Origin of the sequence: Desertihabitans brevis (assembly GCF_003327535.1) — a bacterium.
In the GTDB taxonomy this organism is placed as follows: Bacteria; Actinomycetota; Actinomycetes; order Propionibacteriales; family Propionibacteriaceae; genus Desertihabitans; species Desertihabitans brevis.
The window spans coordinates 19431-35612 of record NZ_QOUI01000016.1; the positions used below are offsets into that span (position 1 = coordinate 19431).

A 16182-nucleotide genomic window follows, 5' to 3' on the forward strand; every position below is an offset into this window, starting at 1 on the left:
ACCGGGGGTAGGGGAGCGACGTGGCAGCCGAGCAGCAGACCGCGGGCGACGACCTCGACCTGGACCGTCCGCTGGCCCCGCTCGAGGTCGGCGCCCCGCACAGCGCGAGCGGCGAGGAGGCGCAGGAACGCGACCTCTCCCGGCTCGCCCCGGCGCCCCGCCGTAGCCGCCGCTGGGTGCCGCGCCGGGTCGTCATCACCCCCGACGCCCTCGAGCACGCCCACGGCCGGCGCATCGTCGAGCGGGTGGAGGCGCTGGGGATCGAGGTCGAGCGGCTGCGCGCCAACCGCCTGACCGGTGTCCGCGGCGACGACGAGCGCCAGACCTACGCCCGGGCCAAGGCCACGCTGGCGGTGGTGGTCAGTCCTCCCAGCCGCCGGAGGCTGCAGCCCATCTCACCGAGCGCGGACTGGCGGGTCGACCTGGCCGAGGGGTGCCCGGCGCACTGCCAGTACTGCTACCTGGCCGGGTCGTTGTCCGGGCCGCCGGTGACCCGCGTGTACGCCGACCTCGACGAGATCCTCGACAACCTCCACGGCTACGTCGGGACCGGCACCGTCACCAGCCGGTCGACCGCCCGCAGCGCCGAGGGCACCACCTTCGAGGCGTCCTGCTACAGCGACCCGCTGGCCCTGGACCACCTCACCGGCAGCTGGCAGCGCGCCGTCGAGCACTTCGGCACCTGGGACGCCCCGGTGCAGCTGCGCTGGACCACCAAGTACGACGATGTCGACCGCTTCCTCGACCTGCCCCACGGCGGACGCACCCGGGTGCGGTTCAGCGTCAACTGCCGTCCCGTCACCGACCGCTGGGAGGGCGGCACCAGCGGGCTCGTCGAGCGCATCACCGCGCTGCGGCGACTGGCCGTGGTCGGCTACCCGGTCGGGCTCACCATCGCCCCGATCATGCCGCTGGAGGGCTGGCGGGAGCACTACTCCGAGCTGCTCACCCTGGTCGAGCAGGCCACCGCCGACATCGCCGGCCTCGACCTCACCGCCGAGCTGATCACGCACCGGTTCACCGCCAGCAGCAAGCAGGTGCTGCAGGGCTGGTACCCGCGCACCACCCTGGAGATGGACGAGGCCCGCCGGACGGTCAAGCGGGGCAGGTTCGGCTCGGCCAAGCACGTCTACCCGCGCGAGGTGATGGCCGAGCTGCGCGGCTGGTTCACCGAGCAGCTGGCCGCCCGGCTGCCCCGCTGCCGCGTCCTCTACTGGACCTGAGCCGGCGGCCCGGCGGTGTCGATGCGCCGCGGCAGCACTAGCAGCGCCACCAGCATGGCCAGCGCGACCCCGGTGGAGACCAGCAGCACGTCGTGGACGCCCGCGGCCAGCAGCTCCGGCGGCACGTCCGACGCGCCGCCGCCGTGCCCGCCGACGGCCGTCCCGACCCGGGCGTTGACCACCGCCCCGAACACCGCCAGCCCGAGCGCGCTGCCCATGGAGCGGGCGAAGGTCGTCACCCCGGTGACCACCCCGCGCTGCTCCCAGCCCACCGTCGACTGCGCCGCGATCAGCGTCGGCGCGGCGATCAGCCCGAGGCCCAGGCCGACCCCGAAGCACCCGGCGGCCACCTGCCAGACCGAGCTGTCGACGTCCAGCACCAGCATCGAGGCGGTCCCGGCCAGCGCCAGCACGCTGCCGACCAGCCCCGTGTCGCGGAACCCGACCCGCAGGTAGAGCCGGGCGGCGTTGGCAGCCGCGATCGGCCAGCCCAGCGTGAGGGCGGCGAGGGCGAACCCGGCGACCAGTGCGCTGGTGCCGAGCACCTCCTGGGAGAACACCGGCAGGTACGACGTCAGCCCGATCAGCAGGACGCCGACGCCCACGTTGCTGAGGTAGGTGCCGTTGAGCACCCGGCGGGTGAAGGCCCACCCGGGCAGGATCGGCTCGGCCGCCCGCCGCTCCACCCGCCACAGCGCGAGCAGGGCCGCCACGCCGCCGCCGAGGGAGAGCAGCGAAGGTGCTGACACCCACTCCCACTGCACGCCGCCCGACAGCAGCCCGAGGATGAGCAGGGAGGCGCCCGCGGTGAGCAGCGCCGCCCCCGCCCAGTCGATCCGACGGTCGCCGGTGCGCGCCGGTTCGCGCAGGTTGCGCGCCAGCATCCACGCGGCCAGCGCGCCCAGCGGCACGTTGACGAAGAAGATCCAGCGCCAGTCCAGCAGGTCGACGAAGAGCCCGCCGAGGGTGGGCCCGACCACCGAGGACGCCGCCCACACGCTGGCGACGTAGCCCTGCACCTTCGCCCGCTCGGCGACCGAGTACAGGTCGCCGACGATCGTCATGGTCATCGGCTGCACCGCCCCCGCACCCAGGCCCTGGACGGCACGGAAGGCGATCAGCGCCGGCATGCTCCAGGCCAGCCCGCACAGCACCGAGCCGAGCACGAACACGCCGATCCCGGCCAGCACCACGGTGCGCCGCCCGACCAGGTCGGCCAGCTTGCCGCAGACGGGGGTGACGACGGCCGAGGCCAGCAGGTAGATCGAGAACAGCCACGGGAACTGGCTGAACCCGCCGAGGTCGGCCACCAGTGCCGGGACGGCCGTGGCCAGGATGGTGGAGTCGATCGCCACCAGGCCGGTGCCGAGCATCACCCCGAGCAGGACGGGCCCGCGCTCGGACCGCAGCCCCACGCTGGCTCGGCTCACCTGCTCGCTCACCGGCTCATCCCACCACGCCCCACCCGACCGCCGACGGTCGGTCCGCCGCGGTGGGGCAGACTCGCGGGGTGCCCGAGCTGCCCGAGGTCGAGAGTGCCCGCACCACCATCGAGGCGGCCGCGCTGGGTCGCCGGATCGTCGAGGTCGACGACTCCGACCGCTACGAGTGCCGCCCGCACCCGGCCGGGGAGATCCGGGCGGCCCTGCTCGGTCGCGAGCTGACCGGCGCCTCCCGCACCGGCAAGTCGATGTGGTGCGAGACCTCGGAGGACGGGCCCGACCTCGGCCTGCACCTCGGGATGAGTGGACGCATCCTCGTCACCGACGCCGACGGCACCTCCACCGAGGGCGGGGACTACCTTGGCACCCGCTACGCCTCGATCACCGAGCAGCCCGACCGCAAGCCCGAGTGGGACCGCTTCACCCTCACCTTCGCCGACGGCGGCACGCTGCGGCTGTTCGACAAGCGCCGCCTCGGCCGGGTCCGGCTCGACCCCGACCTCAGCGCTCTCGGCCCCGACGCCGAGCGCATCGGCGTGGCCGACTTCCGCGAGCGGGTCGGCCGTGGGACGGCCCCGGTCAAGGCCCGGCTGCTCGACCAGTCGGTGCTCGCCGGCATCGGCAACCTGCTGGCCGACGAGGTGCTCTGGCGGGCCCGGATCGGCCCCCGGCGTCCCGCCGACCAGCTGGCCGCCGAGGAGCTGACGACCCTGCACGGCGCCGTCCACGAGGGCGTGCGCACCGCGATCCGCCGCGGCGGCGTGCACACCCTCGATGTCATGGCCCATCGCGTCGTCGGCGCCCACTGCCCCCGCTGCGGGACGGAGATGGCCCGGGCCACCGTCGGCTCGCGCACCACCTTCTGGTGCCCGCAGGAGCAGCGCTGACCTGCTGAGGGGGCCCGTCCCGGCGAGCCGTGGTGGCGGCCTCGCTGGGTAACGCGATGGAGTGGTTCGACGTCGTCGTCCACGCCGTCCGATGGCCTCTTGTTCCCCGAGTTCGGGGGGTCGTCGGCCTGCTCATCGCCCGCCGGGTCTTCGGCAGCCGGTGACCGAGGGTCGGTCAGGGGGTGTCCGCAGTTCCCCCTGAGCGGGGTTGAGTCGGGTCGGCTCAAGGAGGAATACTGCGTCTCGTACAGGAGTTGAGTCGGGTGGGCTCAAGGTGGGCCCATCCCTGCGTACGAGGAACGCTGCATGAACACTGAGAAGCTGACGACGCGCAGCCGCGACGCGGTGACCACTGCGGTCCGGCTGGCGCTGACCAACCAGAACCCGACCGCCGAGCCCGAGCACCTGCTGCGGGCGCTGCTGATGGTCCCCGACAACACCGTCGGCCCGCTGCTGCAGGGCGTCGGGGCCGACCCCGCCACGGTGGACGCGGCCGCCCAGGGCGCGCTGACCAAGCTGCCCTCGGCGTCCGGCTCCTCGGTGGCCCAGCCCCAGCTCTCCGGCGCCTTCGCCCGCGTGCTGGCCGACGCCGAGACCCGGGCGGAGAAGCTCGGCGACTCCTTCGTCGCGACCGAGCACCTGCTGATCGCGCTCGCCGCGGTGCGCTCCAACGTCAGCACGCTGCTGGCCGACCTCGGCGTCACCCCGAAGGCGCTGGAGGAGGCGTTCGCGCAGGCCCGCGGCGGCAAGCGGGTCACCTCCGCGGAGTCCGAAGGCACCAGCTCCGCGCTCGACCAGTACGGCGTCGACCTCACCGAGCGGGCCCGCGAGGGTCGCCTCGACCCGGTGATCGGCCGCGACACCGAGATCCGCCGGGTGGTGCAGGTGCTGGCCCGGCGCACCAAGAACAACCCCGTGCTGATCGGTGAGCCCGGCGTCGGCAAGACCGCCGTCGTCGAGGGCCTGGCCCAGCGGCTGGTCGACGGCGATGTGCCCGACTCGCTCAAGGGCCGACGGCTGGTCTCGCTCGACCTCACCTCGATGGTGGCCGGGGCCAAGTACCGCGGCGAGTTCGAGGAGCGGCTGAAGGCCGTGCTGACCGAGATCCGTGAGGCCGAGGGCCAGGTGATCACCTTCATCGACGAGCTGCACACCGTCGTGGGTGCGGGTGCGGCCGAGGGCTCGATGGATGCCGGCAACATGCTCAAGCCGATGCTGGCGCGCGGCGAGCTGCGGATGATCGGCGCCACCACCCTGGACGAGTACCGCCAGCGGATCGAGAAGGACCCGGCGCTGGAGCGACGCTTCCAGCAGGTCTTCGTGGGTGAGCCGACGGTGGAGGACACCATCGCGATCCTGCGCGGTCTGCGTGAGCGCTACGAGGCCCACCACAAGGTCGCCATCACCGACGGTGCCCTGGTGGCCGCCGCGAGTCTGTCGCACCGCTACATCACCTCCCGCCAGCTGCCCGACAAGGCGATCGACCTGGTGGACGAGGCGGCCAGCCGGCTGCGGATGGAGATCGACTCCTCCCCGGTCGAGATCGACCAGCTGCGCCGCAACGTCGACCGGATGCGGATGCAGCACTTCGCGCTGGAGAAGGAGGACGACCCCGCCAGCCGCGAGCGGCTGGGCCGGCTCACCTCCGAGCTGGCCGACGCCGAGGAGGAGCTGCGCGCCCTGGAGCAGCGCTGGGAGGCCGAGAAGCAGGGGCTGAACCGGGTCGGTGAGCTCAAGCAGGAGATCGACGCGCTGCGGTCGGAGGCCGACCGGGCGCTGCGCGAGGGCGACCTGGCGCGGGCGTCGAAGATCAACTACGAGGACATCCCGGCGATGGAGCGTGAGCTGGCGGCGGCCGACGAGGCCGAGCGGCAGAGCACGCCGATGGTGGCCGACGAGGTCGGTGCGGCCGACATCGCCGAGGTCGTCGCCGCCTGGACCGGCATCCCGGTCGGCCGGATGATGGAGGGCGAGAGCGAGAAGCTGCTGCACATGGAGGAGCGCATCGGCGAGCGGCTGATCGGTCAGCGTGACGCCGTCCGCGCCGTCTCCGACGCGGTGCGCCGCTCGCGGGCCGGCATCTCCGACCCCAACCGTCCCACCGGCTCCTTCCTCTTCCTCGGCCCGACCGGGGTGGGCAAGACCGAGCTGGCCAAGTCGCTGGCCGACTTCCTCTTCGACGACGAGCACGCCATGGTGCGGATCGACATGAGCGAGTACGGCGAGAAGCACTCGGTGTCGCGACTGGTCGGTGCGCCTCCGGGCTACGTCGGCTACGAGGCCGGCGGCCAGCTGACCGAGGCGGTGCGGCGGCGTCCGTACTCGGTGGTGCTGCTGGACGAGGTCGAGAAGGCCCACCCCGAGGTGTTCGACGTGCTGCTGCAGGTGCTCGACGACGGCCGGCTCACCGACGGCCAGGGCCGCACGGTCGACTTCCGCAACGTGCTGCTGATCCTCACCTCCAACCTGGGCTCGCAGTTCCTGGCCGACCAGAGCCTGGAGCAGCAGGTGAAGCGGGACGCCGTGATGGGTGTGGTGCGGCAGGCCTTCAAGCCGGAGTTCCTCAACCGGCTGGACGAGGTGGTGCTGTTCGACACCCTCGGTACCGAGGAGCTGACCCGGATCGTCGACATCAACCTCGACCGGCTCAACGCCCGGCTGGCCGACCGCCGGCTGCGGGTCGAGCTGACCCCAGCGGCCAAGGACTGGCTGGCGCTCACCGGCTTCGACCCGGTCTACGGGGCCCGTCCGCTGCGGCGACTGGTGCAGTCCTCGATCGAGGACGCACTGGCCCGAAGGGTGCTGTCGGGAGAGGTCGGGGACGGCGACGTGGTCACCTTCGACCTCGACCCCGAGGGCGACGGTCTGCGGGTGCTCGAGGAGGTCCCGGCGGTGTCCTGACGGCCGTCCCGTGCCGGCCGGCGCTGCCCGGCCGGCACGCATCCGCGGGCCCGGAAGTGGTCAGATCTGTCAAAATCGGTACAACTTCTTGACTGCGGAGATCTTAGTCAAAAACTTCGCTGAGAATGTCGGATTCTCGCTTCCTTCTCGCGGTCGTGCCACCCAGACTTAGCGGGTCCGGTGACCAGAGGGTACGTTCGCGCCGGACGCTGAAGGACGGTGGTTCTCATCGTCCTGATCTTCGGGGGAAGGTCTGAAAAATGCGACGTGTGTACTTGGCGTGCGCCCTGGACATGATCAACGTGGGCGATCTCGATCTCATCGCGCAGGCTCGCCACTACGGCGACCGACTGGTGCTCGGCGTGCTGTCCGACGAGGACGTGCAGCGCCGGACGGGCCGTGCGCCCGTGATGAACCTGGCGTCCCGGTTGGAGGTGGCCAGGCACCTGCGCGCGGTGGACGAGGTGGTGGTCCACGACGACACCGTGGTGTCGGCCGGTGACGACGGCACCACCATCCTGACGGTGGCCCAGCAGTCCGACGGCCCGGGGATCGACGCGCACGTCGTGCTGCGTCCCCGGGTGATCAGCCGTTCGCGTGCGCTGCGCCGCGCGCTCCGACCCGTCCCGCAGCCGGCATGACGGCCCTGGCGCAGCCCCTCGCGCTGCCCGAGGTCGGGTACGTGCCGGGGGCCTGGGACATGTTCCACGTCGGGCACCTCAACATCTTGCTGAAGGCCCGTGAGCTGTGCCAGCGGCTGGTCGTCGGTGTGGTCACCGACGAGGCGCTGGCGCAGGCCAAGAACAAGACGGTGGTCGTGCCGCTCGCCGAGCGGATGCGGGTGGTCTCGGCGATCGACGTGGTCGACGACGTGGTGGTGGACGAGTCCAGCGACAAGCTGCTCGCCTGGCGACGGGTCGGTTTCGACGTGATCTTCAAGGGTGACGACTGGAAGGGCTCGCCCAAGGGGGAGCAGCTCGAGCGCGACATGGCCTCGGTCGGCGTGCAGGTGCAGTACTTCCCCTACACCCAGGACGTCTCCAGCACGTTGCTGCGCGGCGCCGTCGGCGACCGCCAGCCGCGCCGGCGTGCCAGGGCGAGCGCCACCGGCACCGGTCGGCGCAGGCTCTTCTGGCCCGCCAGTCCGCTGGCCGCGCGGAGCCGGGTCTGAGACTGCCTGTCACCTCGGGTGACGGGTCTGGACGCCGGCGGGGTCTCCCTCCCGGGGGGAAGGAGGGCGGCCCCGCTGGTGCGTCCCACCACGCCTCGGGCTGCCGTCCGGACCGGATCACGCCAACGCCCTGAGCCTGTCGGAGGGCGATCGGTGTCACCGCTGCGCCGGCTCACCCCAGCGCCCTAATCCTGTCGAAGGGCGAGCACCCGCGCCGAACCGCTATCAGGCCAACGGGCACCCCGTCCTGCGTCCGTGGCGCCCGGCTCGAGGGCCCACCGTGGGTCTCGATGGTCAGGTCCACCCGCGACTTCCCTGTGGCGTGTGCGGGCGGGACGCGCGGTGCACGATGGCGTGCCCGCGGAGAGGACGGTGTGGCGGCAGGTACTGCAGCTTCCAGCCGGCCGTCCCGGGAAGGAGCAGCACCGTCAGCCGCCAGGTCCCTCTGCGCGCGTCAGGGCGTTCGAGCCGATGGTCGGACCGGTAGCGCTCTCGCGGCCGTCGGGGCGACGCCACCGAGCGCTCGGGCGCCGCTGCGGACGGGTGCGGATGCTCGCCCTTCGACAGGCGCTGGGGTGCGTCAGCGCACCGGTCACCGCGGTCGGCCCTCCGGCAGGCTCAGGGCGTTGGGGTGGCCGGCGCACGATGGCCAGCGCTCGCCGGCGATGGCCACCAGCGGGGCGTCGTCCTGGGGGGAACGGAGTCGGCCCCGCTGGTGGGTCTGGATGACTGGCGTGGCACGCCCCCCACGGGCGACGCCGGTCGGCTTCGGTATCAGTACGCCCCGTGGCGGGCGAGGACCGCGAAGGCGGTCTTCCACAGGATCAGGAGGTCCGAGCCGAGCGACCAGTTCTCGACGTAGCGCAGATCGAGGCGTACCGAGTCCTCCCAGCTCAGCGCGCTGCGTCCGCTCACCTGCCACAGCCCGGTCAGCCCGGGCACGACCAGCAGCCGGCGGCGCACGTCGCGCTCGTACTCGGTCACCTCGCTCGGCAGAGGCGGCCGCGGACCGACCAGCGACATGGTGCCGAGCAGCACGTTGATCAGCTGGGGCAGCTCGTCGAGGGAGGTCCGCCGCAGCAGGCGCCCGACCGGGGTGATCCGCGGGTCGGCGGCCATCTTGAACAAGGGTCCGGCGCCCTCGTTCTCGGCCTTCAGCCGGGCCAGCATGGCCTCGGCGTCGACGTGCATCGAGCGGAACTTCAGCATCGTGAAGGTGCGCCCGTTGCGCCCCACCCGCACCTGGCGGAAGAAGGCCGGGCCCCCGTCCGAGAGCCGGATCGCCAGCGCGATGCCCAGCATCAGCGGCGCTCCGACCAGCAGCCCGAACGCCGACAGCACGATGTCGGTGGCGCGCTTGGCGACCGGCCGCCAGCCCGAGAAGTGCGGCTGCTCGATCTGCAGCAGCGGCAGCCCGATCATCGGGCGCAGGTGCATCCGCGGACCGGCCACCTCCACCACACCCGGGTGCACCAGCAGGTGGGTGTCGAGGTTCTCCAGCGACCAGGCCAGCTCGCGCAGGTAGCTCGGCGACTGCCCGCTGGCGACCGCCACCCGGGGCACCCCCAGCGCCATCACCACCGTCCGGACGTGCTCGGTGTCGCCCAGCACCGTCAGCCCGGCCTCACGGGCCTGGGCCACCTCGTGCGGCGGCACGCAGTAGCCCACCACCCGCATCCCGGCGTCGGGCTCGCTGAGCAGCCGGTCGGCCAGGTCGGAGACGTGGGCGAGCGAGCCCACCACCAGGGTGTCCTGCAGGTAGTGGCCGTGACGGCGAGCCGCGTGCAGCCAGCGGCGCAGCGCCAGCCGGGTGAGCAGGGCGAGCACGGTCGCGGCCGCGGTGGCGACCAGCACCCCGGTCAGCACCAGGCTGCTCTGCAGCAGCGCCCCCAGCACGGCGGCGCCGATCAGCGTGTGCGCCGCGGCGCGGAACACCGAGCGCAGCTCGTCACTGCCCACCCCGAGGCGGAACGACTGGTAGCCGCGGTTGGCCGTCAGCACCCCCACCCACCACACGGCCAGCAGGACCAGTCCCCAGGTGGGCAGCACACCCAGCCCGAGCAGCTGGCCCAGCTGGGTGGTCGCCAGCCAGGCCACGGCCGCGCCGGCGACGTCTCCGGAGACCAGCAGCGCCCGGTAGCGGGCGATCCCCGCGGTGCCGTGGCCGTGCCTCAGCGGGCCGGGACGGGCGGGCGCGAGCGGGCGCTCGACCAGGCTGACCGTGCTCGTGACCGGCTCGACCTCGGGCGTGCTCGCCCGCGGAGCGGTGATGGATGTGACCGATGCGTGGCCGCCCGCGGCGTGCGCGGATACGGCCGAACCGACGTGTGGCATGCCGACATGTCCTCTTCGAACCTGCCTCCCCCGAGGCACACCGTGTCCCCCGACTGGTGCAGTCGACACAGTAGGCCAGGGGCCGACGCCGGTGGGGCGATCTCTGAGGAATTCACCCAAAACGGCGGCGGTCTTGAGAAGAGCCTGAGCGTCCGCCGCGGTTGGCGGGGAGCCGCGGGCAGCGCTGGCCCGCTCAGGCTTGGTCGGGCTGCACCCCGCGGGCCCGGGCGACGGCGTCCGCGGCCCGGATGAGGCCGATGTGGGAGAACGCCTGCGGCAGGTTGCCGAGCTGTTCGCCCGTGCTGGGCTCGAACTCCTCGCTCAGCAGCCCGACGTCGTTCGCGGTGGCCACCAGCCGCTGCATCAGCTCGGTGGCACGCTCCAGCCGTCCGGTGCTGGCCAGCGCCTCGACCAACCAGAAGTTGCAGATGAGGAACGGGCTCTCCTCGCCGGCCACCCCGTCGTCGGCGACGCCCACGTCGTAGCGCAGGATCATCCCGTCCCGGGTGAGCTCGCGCTCGACCGCCTCGACGGTGCCGACCATCGCCGGATCGTCCCAGGCGACGAAGTCGACCAGGGGCAGCATCAGCAGCGCGGCGTCCACCCCCGGACGGTCGTAGGACTGGCGGAAGGTGCGCGCCCCGGCGTCGTAGCCGTGCTCCCAGACGTCCGCGCGGATCCGGTCCCGCAGCTCGGCCCACTGCTCGACCGGGCCGTCCAGCCCGAACTGCTCGCACGCCCGCACCCCGCGGTCGAAGGCCGCCCAGACCATCACCCGGGAGTGGGTGAACATCCGCGGCTCGCCCCGGATCTCCCACAGCCCGCAGTCGGGTTCGTCCCAGTGCTCGGCCAGGTAGCTGAGCATGGCGCGCTGCATCTGCCAGGCCACCGCGTCGACCGCCAACCCGGACTCCCGCGCGCGGTGCAGGGCGCAGCTGACCTCGCCGTAGACGTCCCACTGCCGCTGCAGGTAGGCACCGTTGCCGACCCGCACCGGGGCCGACCCCCGGTGGCCGGGCAGCGAGGTGATCTCGTACTCCGGCAGCCGCCGCTCGCCGGCGATGCCGTACATGATCTGCATCGCCTCGGGGTCCCCGGCGATGGCGCGGACCAGCCAGTCACGCCACTCGGCGGCGGCGTCCACGGCCCCGTGGGTGAGCAGCGCGTCGATCGTCAGGGCGGCGTCGCGCAGCCAGACGTAGCGGTAGTCCCAGTTGCGCACCCCACCCAGCTGCTCGGGCAGGCTGGTGGTGGCTGCGGCGACGATCCCGCCCGTGTCGGCGTTGGTCAGCGCCCGGAGCACCAGCAGCGAGCGGCGCACCTCGGCCGACCACGGCTGGTGGTCGTGGTGCACCGACTCCGCCCACGCGTGCCACGCCGCGGCCGTCTCCCGCTCGGCGGCGTCGACGTCGATCGGCGGCGTCATCGGCAGGTGCGAGGCCTGGTGGGTGAGCACCAGGTCGACCACGTCACCGGCGGCGACGTCGATCTCGGCGGAGTGGCTGCGGTCGCCCGCGGCGTCCAGGTGGCTGCCGCGCAGCACCACCATGTCCGGCCCGGCGGTGGCCAGCAGCGCGTCGTCGCCGAGCTCGGGGGACTGCCGCACCCACGGCACCGCGCCGGCGTAGTCGAAGCGGAAGCGCACCTCCTGACGCATCCGCACCGTCCCCGACAGGCCGCGGATGCGACGCACCACGTGGTGCCCGGCATCGCCGAGCGGCATGAAGTCGCTCACCTCGACCACCCCGTCGGCGGTCTCCCAACGGGTGAGCAGGGTGAAGGAGTCGTCGGAGTAGCGGCGGGAGCTGCGGGCCGCCGGGTCGGTGGGGGCCAGCGTCCAGTGCCCGTGGTTGTCGTCGCCGAGCACCTTGGCCAGCAGCGAGGGTGAGTCGTAGCGGGGCAGGCACAGCCAGTCGATGCTGCCCCGGCGGCTCACCAGGGCGGCGCCACGGCGGTCGCTGAGGAGGGCGTAGTCGGAGATCGGCTCGGCCATGCCGCCAGCCTAGGAGGACCGACGCGGAGGTCTAGGGTGCGGCAGGTGACCGAGGACCGTCCCCGCTCCGAGCTGGTGCCCGACCGCGACGTCGCCGGGGCCTTCGTGGTGCGCACCGGGGAGACCGAGCAGTCCTGGGTCGACCCGGACGATCCCACCCGCCTCGAGTTCGACTACGTGCAGCGGATCGCCGACGCCCTGGACGCCTGTGCACCGGCGGGGGAGCGGCTGCGGGTGGTGCACGTCGGCGGCGCCGGGATGACCCTGCCGCGCTACGTCGCCCACACCCGTCCCCGCTCGGCGCAGATCGTGCTCGAACCCGACGCCGAGCTCACCCAGGCGGTCCGGGAGCGGTTGCCGCTGGGCCGGAGCAGCGGGATCAAGGTCCGCGCGGTCGACGGGTTGAACGGGATCGGGGCGATGCCGGCCGACTACGCCGACGTCGTCGTGCTGGACGCCTTCGTCGGCGGACAGGTGCCGCCGGAGCTGACCACCACCGAGTTCCTCGCCGACGTGGCGCGGGTGCTGACGCCGGGGGGCACGCTGATGGCCAACCTCACCGACCTCGCCCCCTTCGACTACGGCCGCCGGGTGCTGGCCGGCATCGCCGAGCACTGGCCGCACCGGCTGGTCAGCAGCGAACCGGCCACCCTCAAGGGCCGCCGTCTGGGCAACCTCGTCATGCTCGGCTCGACCCGCCCGCTGCCCGTGGAGGAGCTCAGCCGCAAGGCCGCCGGCTCGGCCTTCCCCTACCGGCTGGTGGTGGGCGACGCGCTGGCCAGGTGGCTCCGCGGCCAGCGTCCGTTCACCGTCGCCGACGCCGCCCCCTCCCCGGAACCCCGCGGCGGCCTCACCCACTTCAGCTGACCCCTGCCCGGCTGTATGTCATCTCGGCCACGACCGGTGTGTCGCGGCGTGTCCGCGGCTCCGGCGGCCGCTGCCGACACGATCCCAGGGCCGTCCCCAGGTGCCCGGCTGTGCACAGGGCGGGCGGCGGTCGCGGCAGCGGGGGCGTCCGCGGCAGATCTGAGGGCCATGAAGCGCTCACACCACGAGATCTGGTCGCTGCTCGCCGCGGGGGAGGGCGTCCTGCTGCGCGCCGACTGCCCCGAGCTGGGAGGTGCTCTCGACTGGCTGGCCCGGTCCGGCCGTCTGCTCAAGGTGCTGCCCGGCACCTACGTCGACGCCGCCCGAGCCGACGACGTCGCCCTCCGCGTCCGCGCGGCCCGGCGGTGGGCCCCGGACGCCGTCTTCCGTGCGGAGACCGCGGCCCGCCTCACCTTCTGGCCGGAGGCACCGGTGACCGACGTCGCCCTCTCCGTCCGGACCCGCCAGATCAGGGCCGCCCCCGGCTTCCGGGTCGACCGGCGACACGTCCCTCCCGACCTGGTCCAGGAGTGGGGCGGACTGCGCTGCACCACCCCGGCGCTGACCGCCCTCGACCTGTGCCCGAGCCTCGGTGGAGCGGGCATCGACAGCCTGCTGCGATCCCGCCGCGGCACCCTCGACCAGCTCTGGGAGGCACTGGCCGCCACGGGCAGCCGTCCGGGCAACGTCGAGCGGACCCGCCTGCTCATCGAGTCACGCGACCAGCCGTGGTCGGAGGCCGAACGGGTCGCGCACGTCCTGCTGCGGAGCGCCGGCATCGGCGGCTGGGTCGCCAACCACCCGGTGCGGGTCGCTGGCCACTGGTACTACCTCGACATCGCCTTCCCCGAGCGGCACCTGGCGATCGAGGTCGACGGCCGGGAGCACCACGGGTCCGACCGGTTCGAGGCGGACCGTTGGCGGCACAACGAGCTGACCGCGGCGAGGTGGACGGTGCTGCACATCACCTGGTCGATGCTCACCGAGTCGCCGGAGGCCGTGCTGTGGCTGGTCACCACGACCCTGGGAACGTGTTGATCGACGCGGCGGGAGGGCGCGCCACGCCGCGACACACCGATCGTGTCCGAGATGACATACGCGTTCCCAGGGTCAGGTGACGCGGATGTCGTCCAGGGCGGCGCGGAGGGCGGGTTCGCGGTCGCGGGCGATCGCGGGCAGGTCGACCACCACCGCGCCGGCGGTGCCGTCGCCCAGGTCGACCAGGATGAGCACGAGCCGCTCGGAGGTGAAGTCCAGCCCGGGGATCTCGAACGTCAGCTCCGACTCCAGCACCCAGGCGGGGTGGCCGTCGACCGTGCGGGCCTCGTCGACGAGGTCGGTGCGCTGCACCTCGTGACCGGAGTAGTACTCCGCGACCAGGCACGGCATCACCACGTGCACGCCCTGCTCGGGGGTGAAGAAGCCGTCGCCGGCCACCATCGTGCCGACGTTGAGCGAGACGATCCAGGACGGGTCGGTGTCCACCAGGATCTGCTGGCGCATCATCTGCCGGCCGAAGGGCACCCGGTTGTCGGGCTGGGTGCTCCACTCCGGGCCCAGCTCCGGCACCGACATCCGCCCGCTGGTGACCCGGCCCGGCTCGGTCTGCGGTGCCGGGCTGGCCACCGCGGTCGGCATCGGGCACACCTGGCGGGTGGACTGCCCGCCAGGCGCCGTGCCGCCGGAGGGTGGGCGGACGACCTGGGTGACGACCACCGCGACCACGGCCACCACCAGCGCGACCGCGGCCAGCAGCACCAGCAGCAACCGGCGGACGCCGCGCGCCCGGGGCGGCGGGGACGTGTCCGGGCCGGCGGGGCGCACCTGCCCGGTCCAGGCGCGGCCGTCCCACCAGCGCAGCTGGTCACGCTGCCCGCTGGGGTCGGGGAACCAGCCGGCCTCCGGCACGGGCCCAGGGTAGTGCCGCCGCCGCGCCGCGACCCGGGTCGGCAGCGCACCGACCGCGTACGCTGTGCGGCGTGAGCAGCACCTCGCCGCCGGGCGCCGGGCCGGACGGTCCCGGCTGGACGGCCGGCGGTCCGCAGCCCGGGTACTTCCTCACCCCGCGGCCCCCGCAGCCGCCGCAGCCTCCGCAGGTCCTGCCGCCGCCCAACCTCCCGCCGCCGCAGGCGCTCCCGGCCCCGGCCGCGACGCCCGACACCGCGCCGGCGCAGCGTCCCTTCGCGCTCACCGTCTCGGCCGTGCTGACCGTCACCGCCGGCCTGCAGGTCGCGGGTGCGGTCGCCTTCGTCTGGCTGCTGCTCGCCGCGCTGACCAGCGCGCTGGACTACCAGGACCCGACCGAGTCCGGCCTGTACCACCTGCTCACCCGCGCCAGCCTGAGCCTGCAGCAGGGGCTGTGGGTGCCGCTCATCGGGCTGCCCCTGCTCGCGGTGGTGGCCGGGTTCTGCCTCCCCGTGCGGCGGGCCTGGCCGCGGCTGGTGACCACCGTGCTCGGCGCCGGGGCGGTGGCCTGGCTGCTGTGGTGGCAGCCGGACCAGCTGGTGTGGCTGAGCGTCCCGGTCGGCTACATCGCGCTCTGCGTCCTTCTGCTGTGGACGCCCGCCGTGACAGGCTGGCTCCGGTCCCGACCCGAGGAGTCCCGATGACCGTCCAGGAGGCGCCCCGCCGCGCCGGCCGCCCGGCCCGCCGCCAGCCCCGCAACAGCGCCCTCACCGTCTTCGGGGTGGGTCTGCTGGTGATCGGGCTGGCCTGCCTCGGCTACGTCGGCTACCAGTTCTTCGGCACCAACATCGCCTCCCAGCAGGCCTACGAGGAGACCACCGAGCGGCTCGAGCGGGAGTGGGCCGAGGCCGCACCCGACGCCGGCGAGGACGAGGAGGACCAGCAGGGCGGGACGCCCGCGGTGCGGATCCCCGGCGACGCCATCGGGCTGCTGCGCATCCCCGACCTCGGCCCCGACTACGTGGTGCCGATCCTCACCGGCACCGACGTGGACACCCTCACCCGCGGCGTCGGCTGGTACGACTCCTCGGTCGGGCCCGGCGAGCTGGGCAACTTCGCCGTGGCCGGGCACCGGGTCACCCACGGCGAGCCGTTCCGCCACCTGCTCGACCTCGACGAGGGCGCCGAGATCGAGGTGGAGACCCGGGACGCGATCTACACCTACCGGCTGCTCACCGCCCCCCGCGACCTCACCGTCAACGACACCGAGACGTGGGTCCTGCAGCCCGACCCGGTCAACCGCAGCAACGAGGCGACCCGCGAGATCATGACCCTCACCACCTGCCAGGACTTCTTCCACTCCCCGGACCGGTCGGTCGCCTTCGCCGAGCTGGTCGAGACCTCCAACAAGTAGGACGAGCCCGGAGCGGCGACGGCGACCTCCCGCGCCGATAGGCTG

At 73.3% G+C, this 16182-nt stretch carries 13 protein-coding genes; 9 read left to right on the forward strand and 4 right to left on the reverse strand.

The window, feature by feature from the left end; all coding sequences use genetic code 11:
- Window positions 1-20 precede the first annotated feature (20 nt).
- The gene (locus DT076_RS18610; RefSeq protein WP_233494073.1) at window positions 21-1223 is read left to right on the forward strand and encodes an SPL family radical SAM protein; all 1203 of its coding nucleotides are present in this window, start codon (window positions 21-23) and stop codon (window positions 1221-1223) included.
- On the opposite strand, the gene DT076_RS18615 is transcribed toward DT076_RS18610, so the two are convergent.
- Entirely contained in the window at window positions 1211-2665 is a 1455-nt protein-coding gene (locus DT076_RS18615; protein WP_233494074.1) for an MDR family MFS transporter, read from the reverse strand. The genes DT076_RS18610 and DT076_RS18615 overlap by 13 nt on opposite strands.
- Window positions 2666-2733: 68 nt before the next feature.
- Between DT076_RS18615 and DT076_RS18620 the strand changes: the two genes are divergently transcribed.
- The 4 genes from DT076_RS18620 (at window position 2734) to DT076_RS18635 (ending at window position 7624) form a co-directional block, all read left to right on the forward strand.
- Window positions 2734-3552 carry an Fpg/Nei family DNA glycosylase gene (locus tag DT076_RS18620; RefSeq protein ID WP_114128204.1) on the forward strand — a complete coding sequence of 273 codons (819 nt, stop codon included), beginning with the start codon at window positions 2734-2736 and terminating at the stop codon, window positions 3550-3552.
- A gap of 306 nt (window positions 3553-3858) precedes the next feature.
- Window positions 3859-6453: an ATP-dependent chaperone ClpB gene (gene clpB / locus DT076_RS18625; protein WP_114128205.1), complete on the forward strand. Its 2595-nt coding sequence runs from the start codon at window positions 3859-3861 to the stop codon at window positions 6451-6453.
- A 260-nt stretch (window positions 6454-6713) separates the two neighbouring features.
- Window positions 6714-7094, forward strand: coding sequence for a hypothetical protein (locus tag DT076_RS18630; protein WP_114128206.1), 381 nt, complete (start codon window positions 6714-6716; stop codon window positions 7092-7094).
- The gene (locus DT076_RS18635; protein WP_114128207.1) at window positions 7091-7624 is read left to right on the forward strand and encodes an adenylyltransferase/cytidyltransferase family protein; all 534 of its coding nucleotides are present in this window, start codon (window positions 7091-7093) and stop codon (window positions 7622-7624) included. Before DT076_RS18630 ends, DT076_RS18635 begins: the two co-directional genes overlap by 4 nt.
- A 774-nt stretch (window positions 7625-8398) precedes the next feature.
- Here the strand turns inward: DT076_RS18635 and DT076_RS18640 are convergent.
- Both DT076_RS18640 and DT076_RS18645 read right to left on the reverse strand, forming a co-directional pair.
- Window positions 8399-9958 carry a sugar transferase gene (locus DT076_RS18640; protein WP_114128208.1) on the reverse strand — a complete coding sequence of 520 codons (1560 nt, stop codon included), beginning with the start codon at window positions 9956-9958 and terminating at the stop codon, window positions 8399-8401.
- Between the two features lie 193 nt (window positions 9959-10151).
- Window positions 10152-11951 (reverse strand): glycoside hydrolase family 15 protein, encoded by a 1800-nt coding sequence (locus tag DT076_RS18645; protein WP_114128209.1) that lies wholly within the window; start codon window positions 11949-11951, stop codon window positions 10152-10154.
- Between the two features lie 45 nt (window positions 11952-11996).
- On the opposite strand from DT076_RS18645, the gene DT076_RS18650 reads away from it, so the two are divergent.
- Together DT076_RS18650 and DT076_RS18655 are read left to right on the forward strand one after the other, a co-directional pair.
- Entirely contained in the window at window positions 11997-12818 is an 822-nt protein-coding gene (locus DT076_RS18650; RefSeq protein WP_114128235.1) for a spermidine synthase, read from the forward strand.
- Between the two features lie 168 nt (window positions 12819-12986).
- Window positions 12987-13856, forward strand: coding sequence for a DUF559 domain-containing protein (locus tag DT076_RS18655; protein ID WP_158548205.1), 870 nt, complete (start codon window positions 12987-12989; stop codon window positions 13854-13856).
- A gap of 72 nt (window positions 13857-13928) precedes the next feature.
- Here the strand turns inward: DT076_RS18655 and DT076_RS19735 are convergent, their stop codons facing one another.
- A complete protein-coding gene (locus DT076_RS19735) occupies window positions 13929-14726 on the reverse strand; it encodes a DUF2510 domain-containing protein (RefSeq protein ID WP_199539296.1) in 798 nt (265 codons plus the stop codon).
- Window positions 14727-14797: 71 nt separating this feature from the next.
- On the opposite strand from DT076_RS19735, the gene DT076_RS18665 reads away from it, so the two are divergent.
- Window positions 14798-15427 carry a hypothetical protein gene (locus tag DT076_RS18665; RefSeq protein ID WP_114128211.1) on the forward strand — a complete coding sequence of 210 codons (630 nt, stop codon included), beginning with the start codon at window positions 14798-14800 and terminating at the stop codon, window positions 15425-15427.
- Entirely contained in the window at window positions 15424-16137 is a 714-nt protein-coding gene (locus DT076_RS18670; protein WP_114128212.1) for a class E sortase, read from the forward strand. The genes DT076_RS18665 and DT076_RS18670 overlap by 4 nt, the downstream gene beginning before the upstream one ends.
- The last annotated feature ends 45 nt before the right edge of the window (window positions 16138-16182 follow it).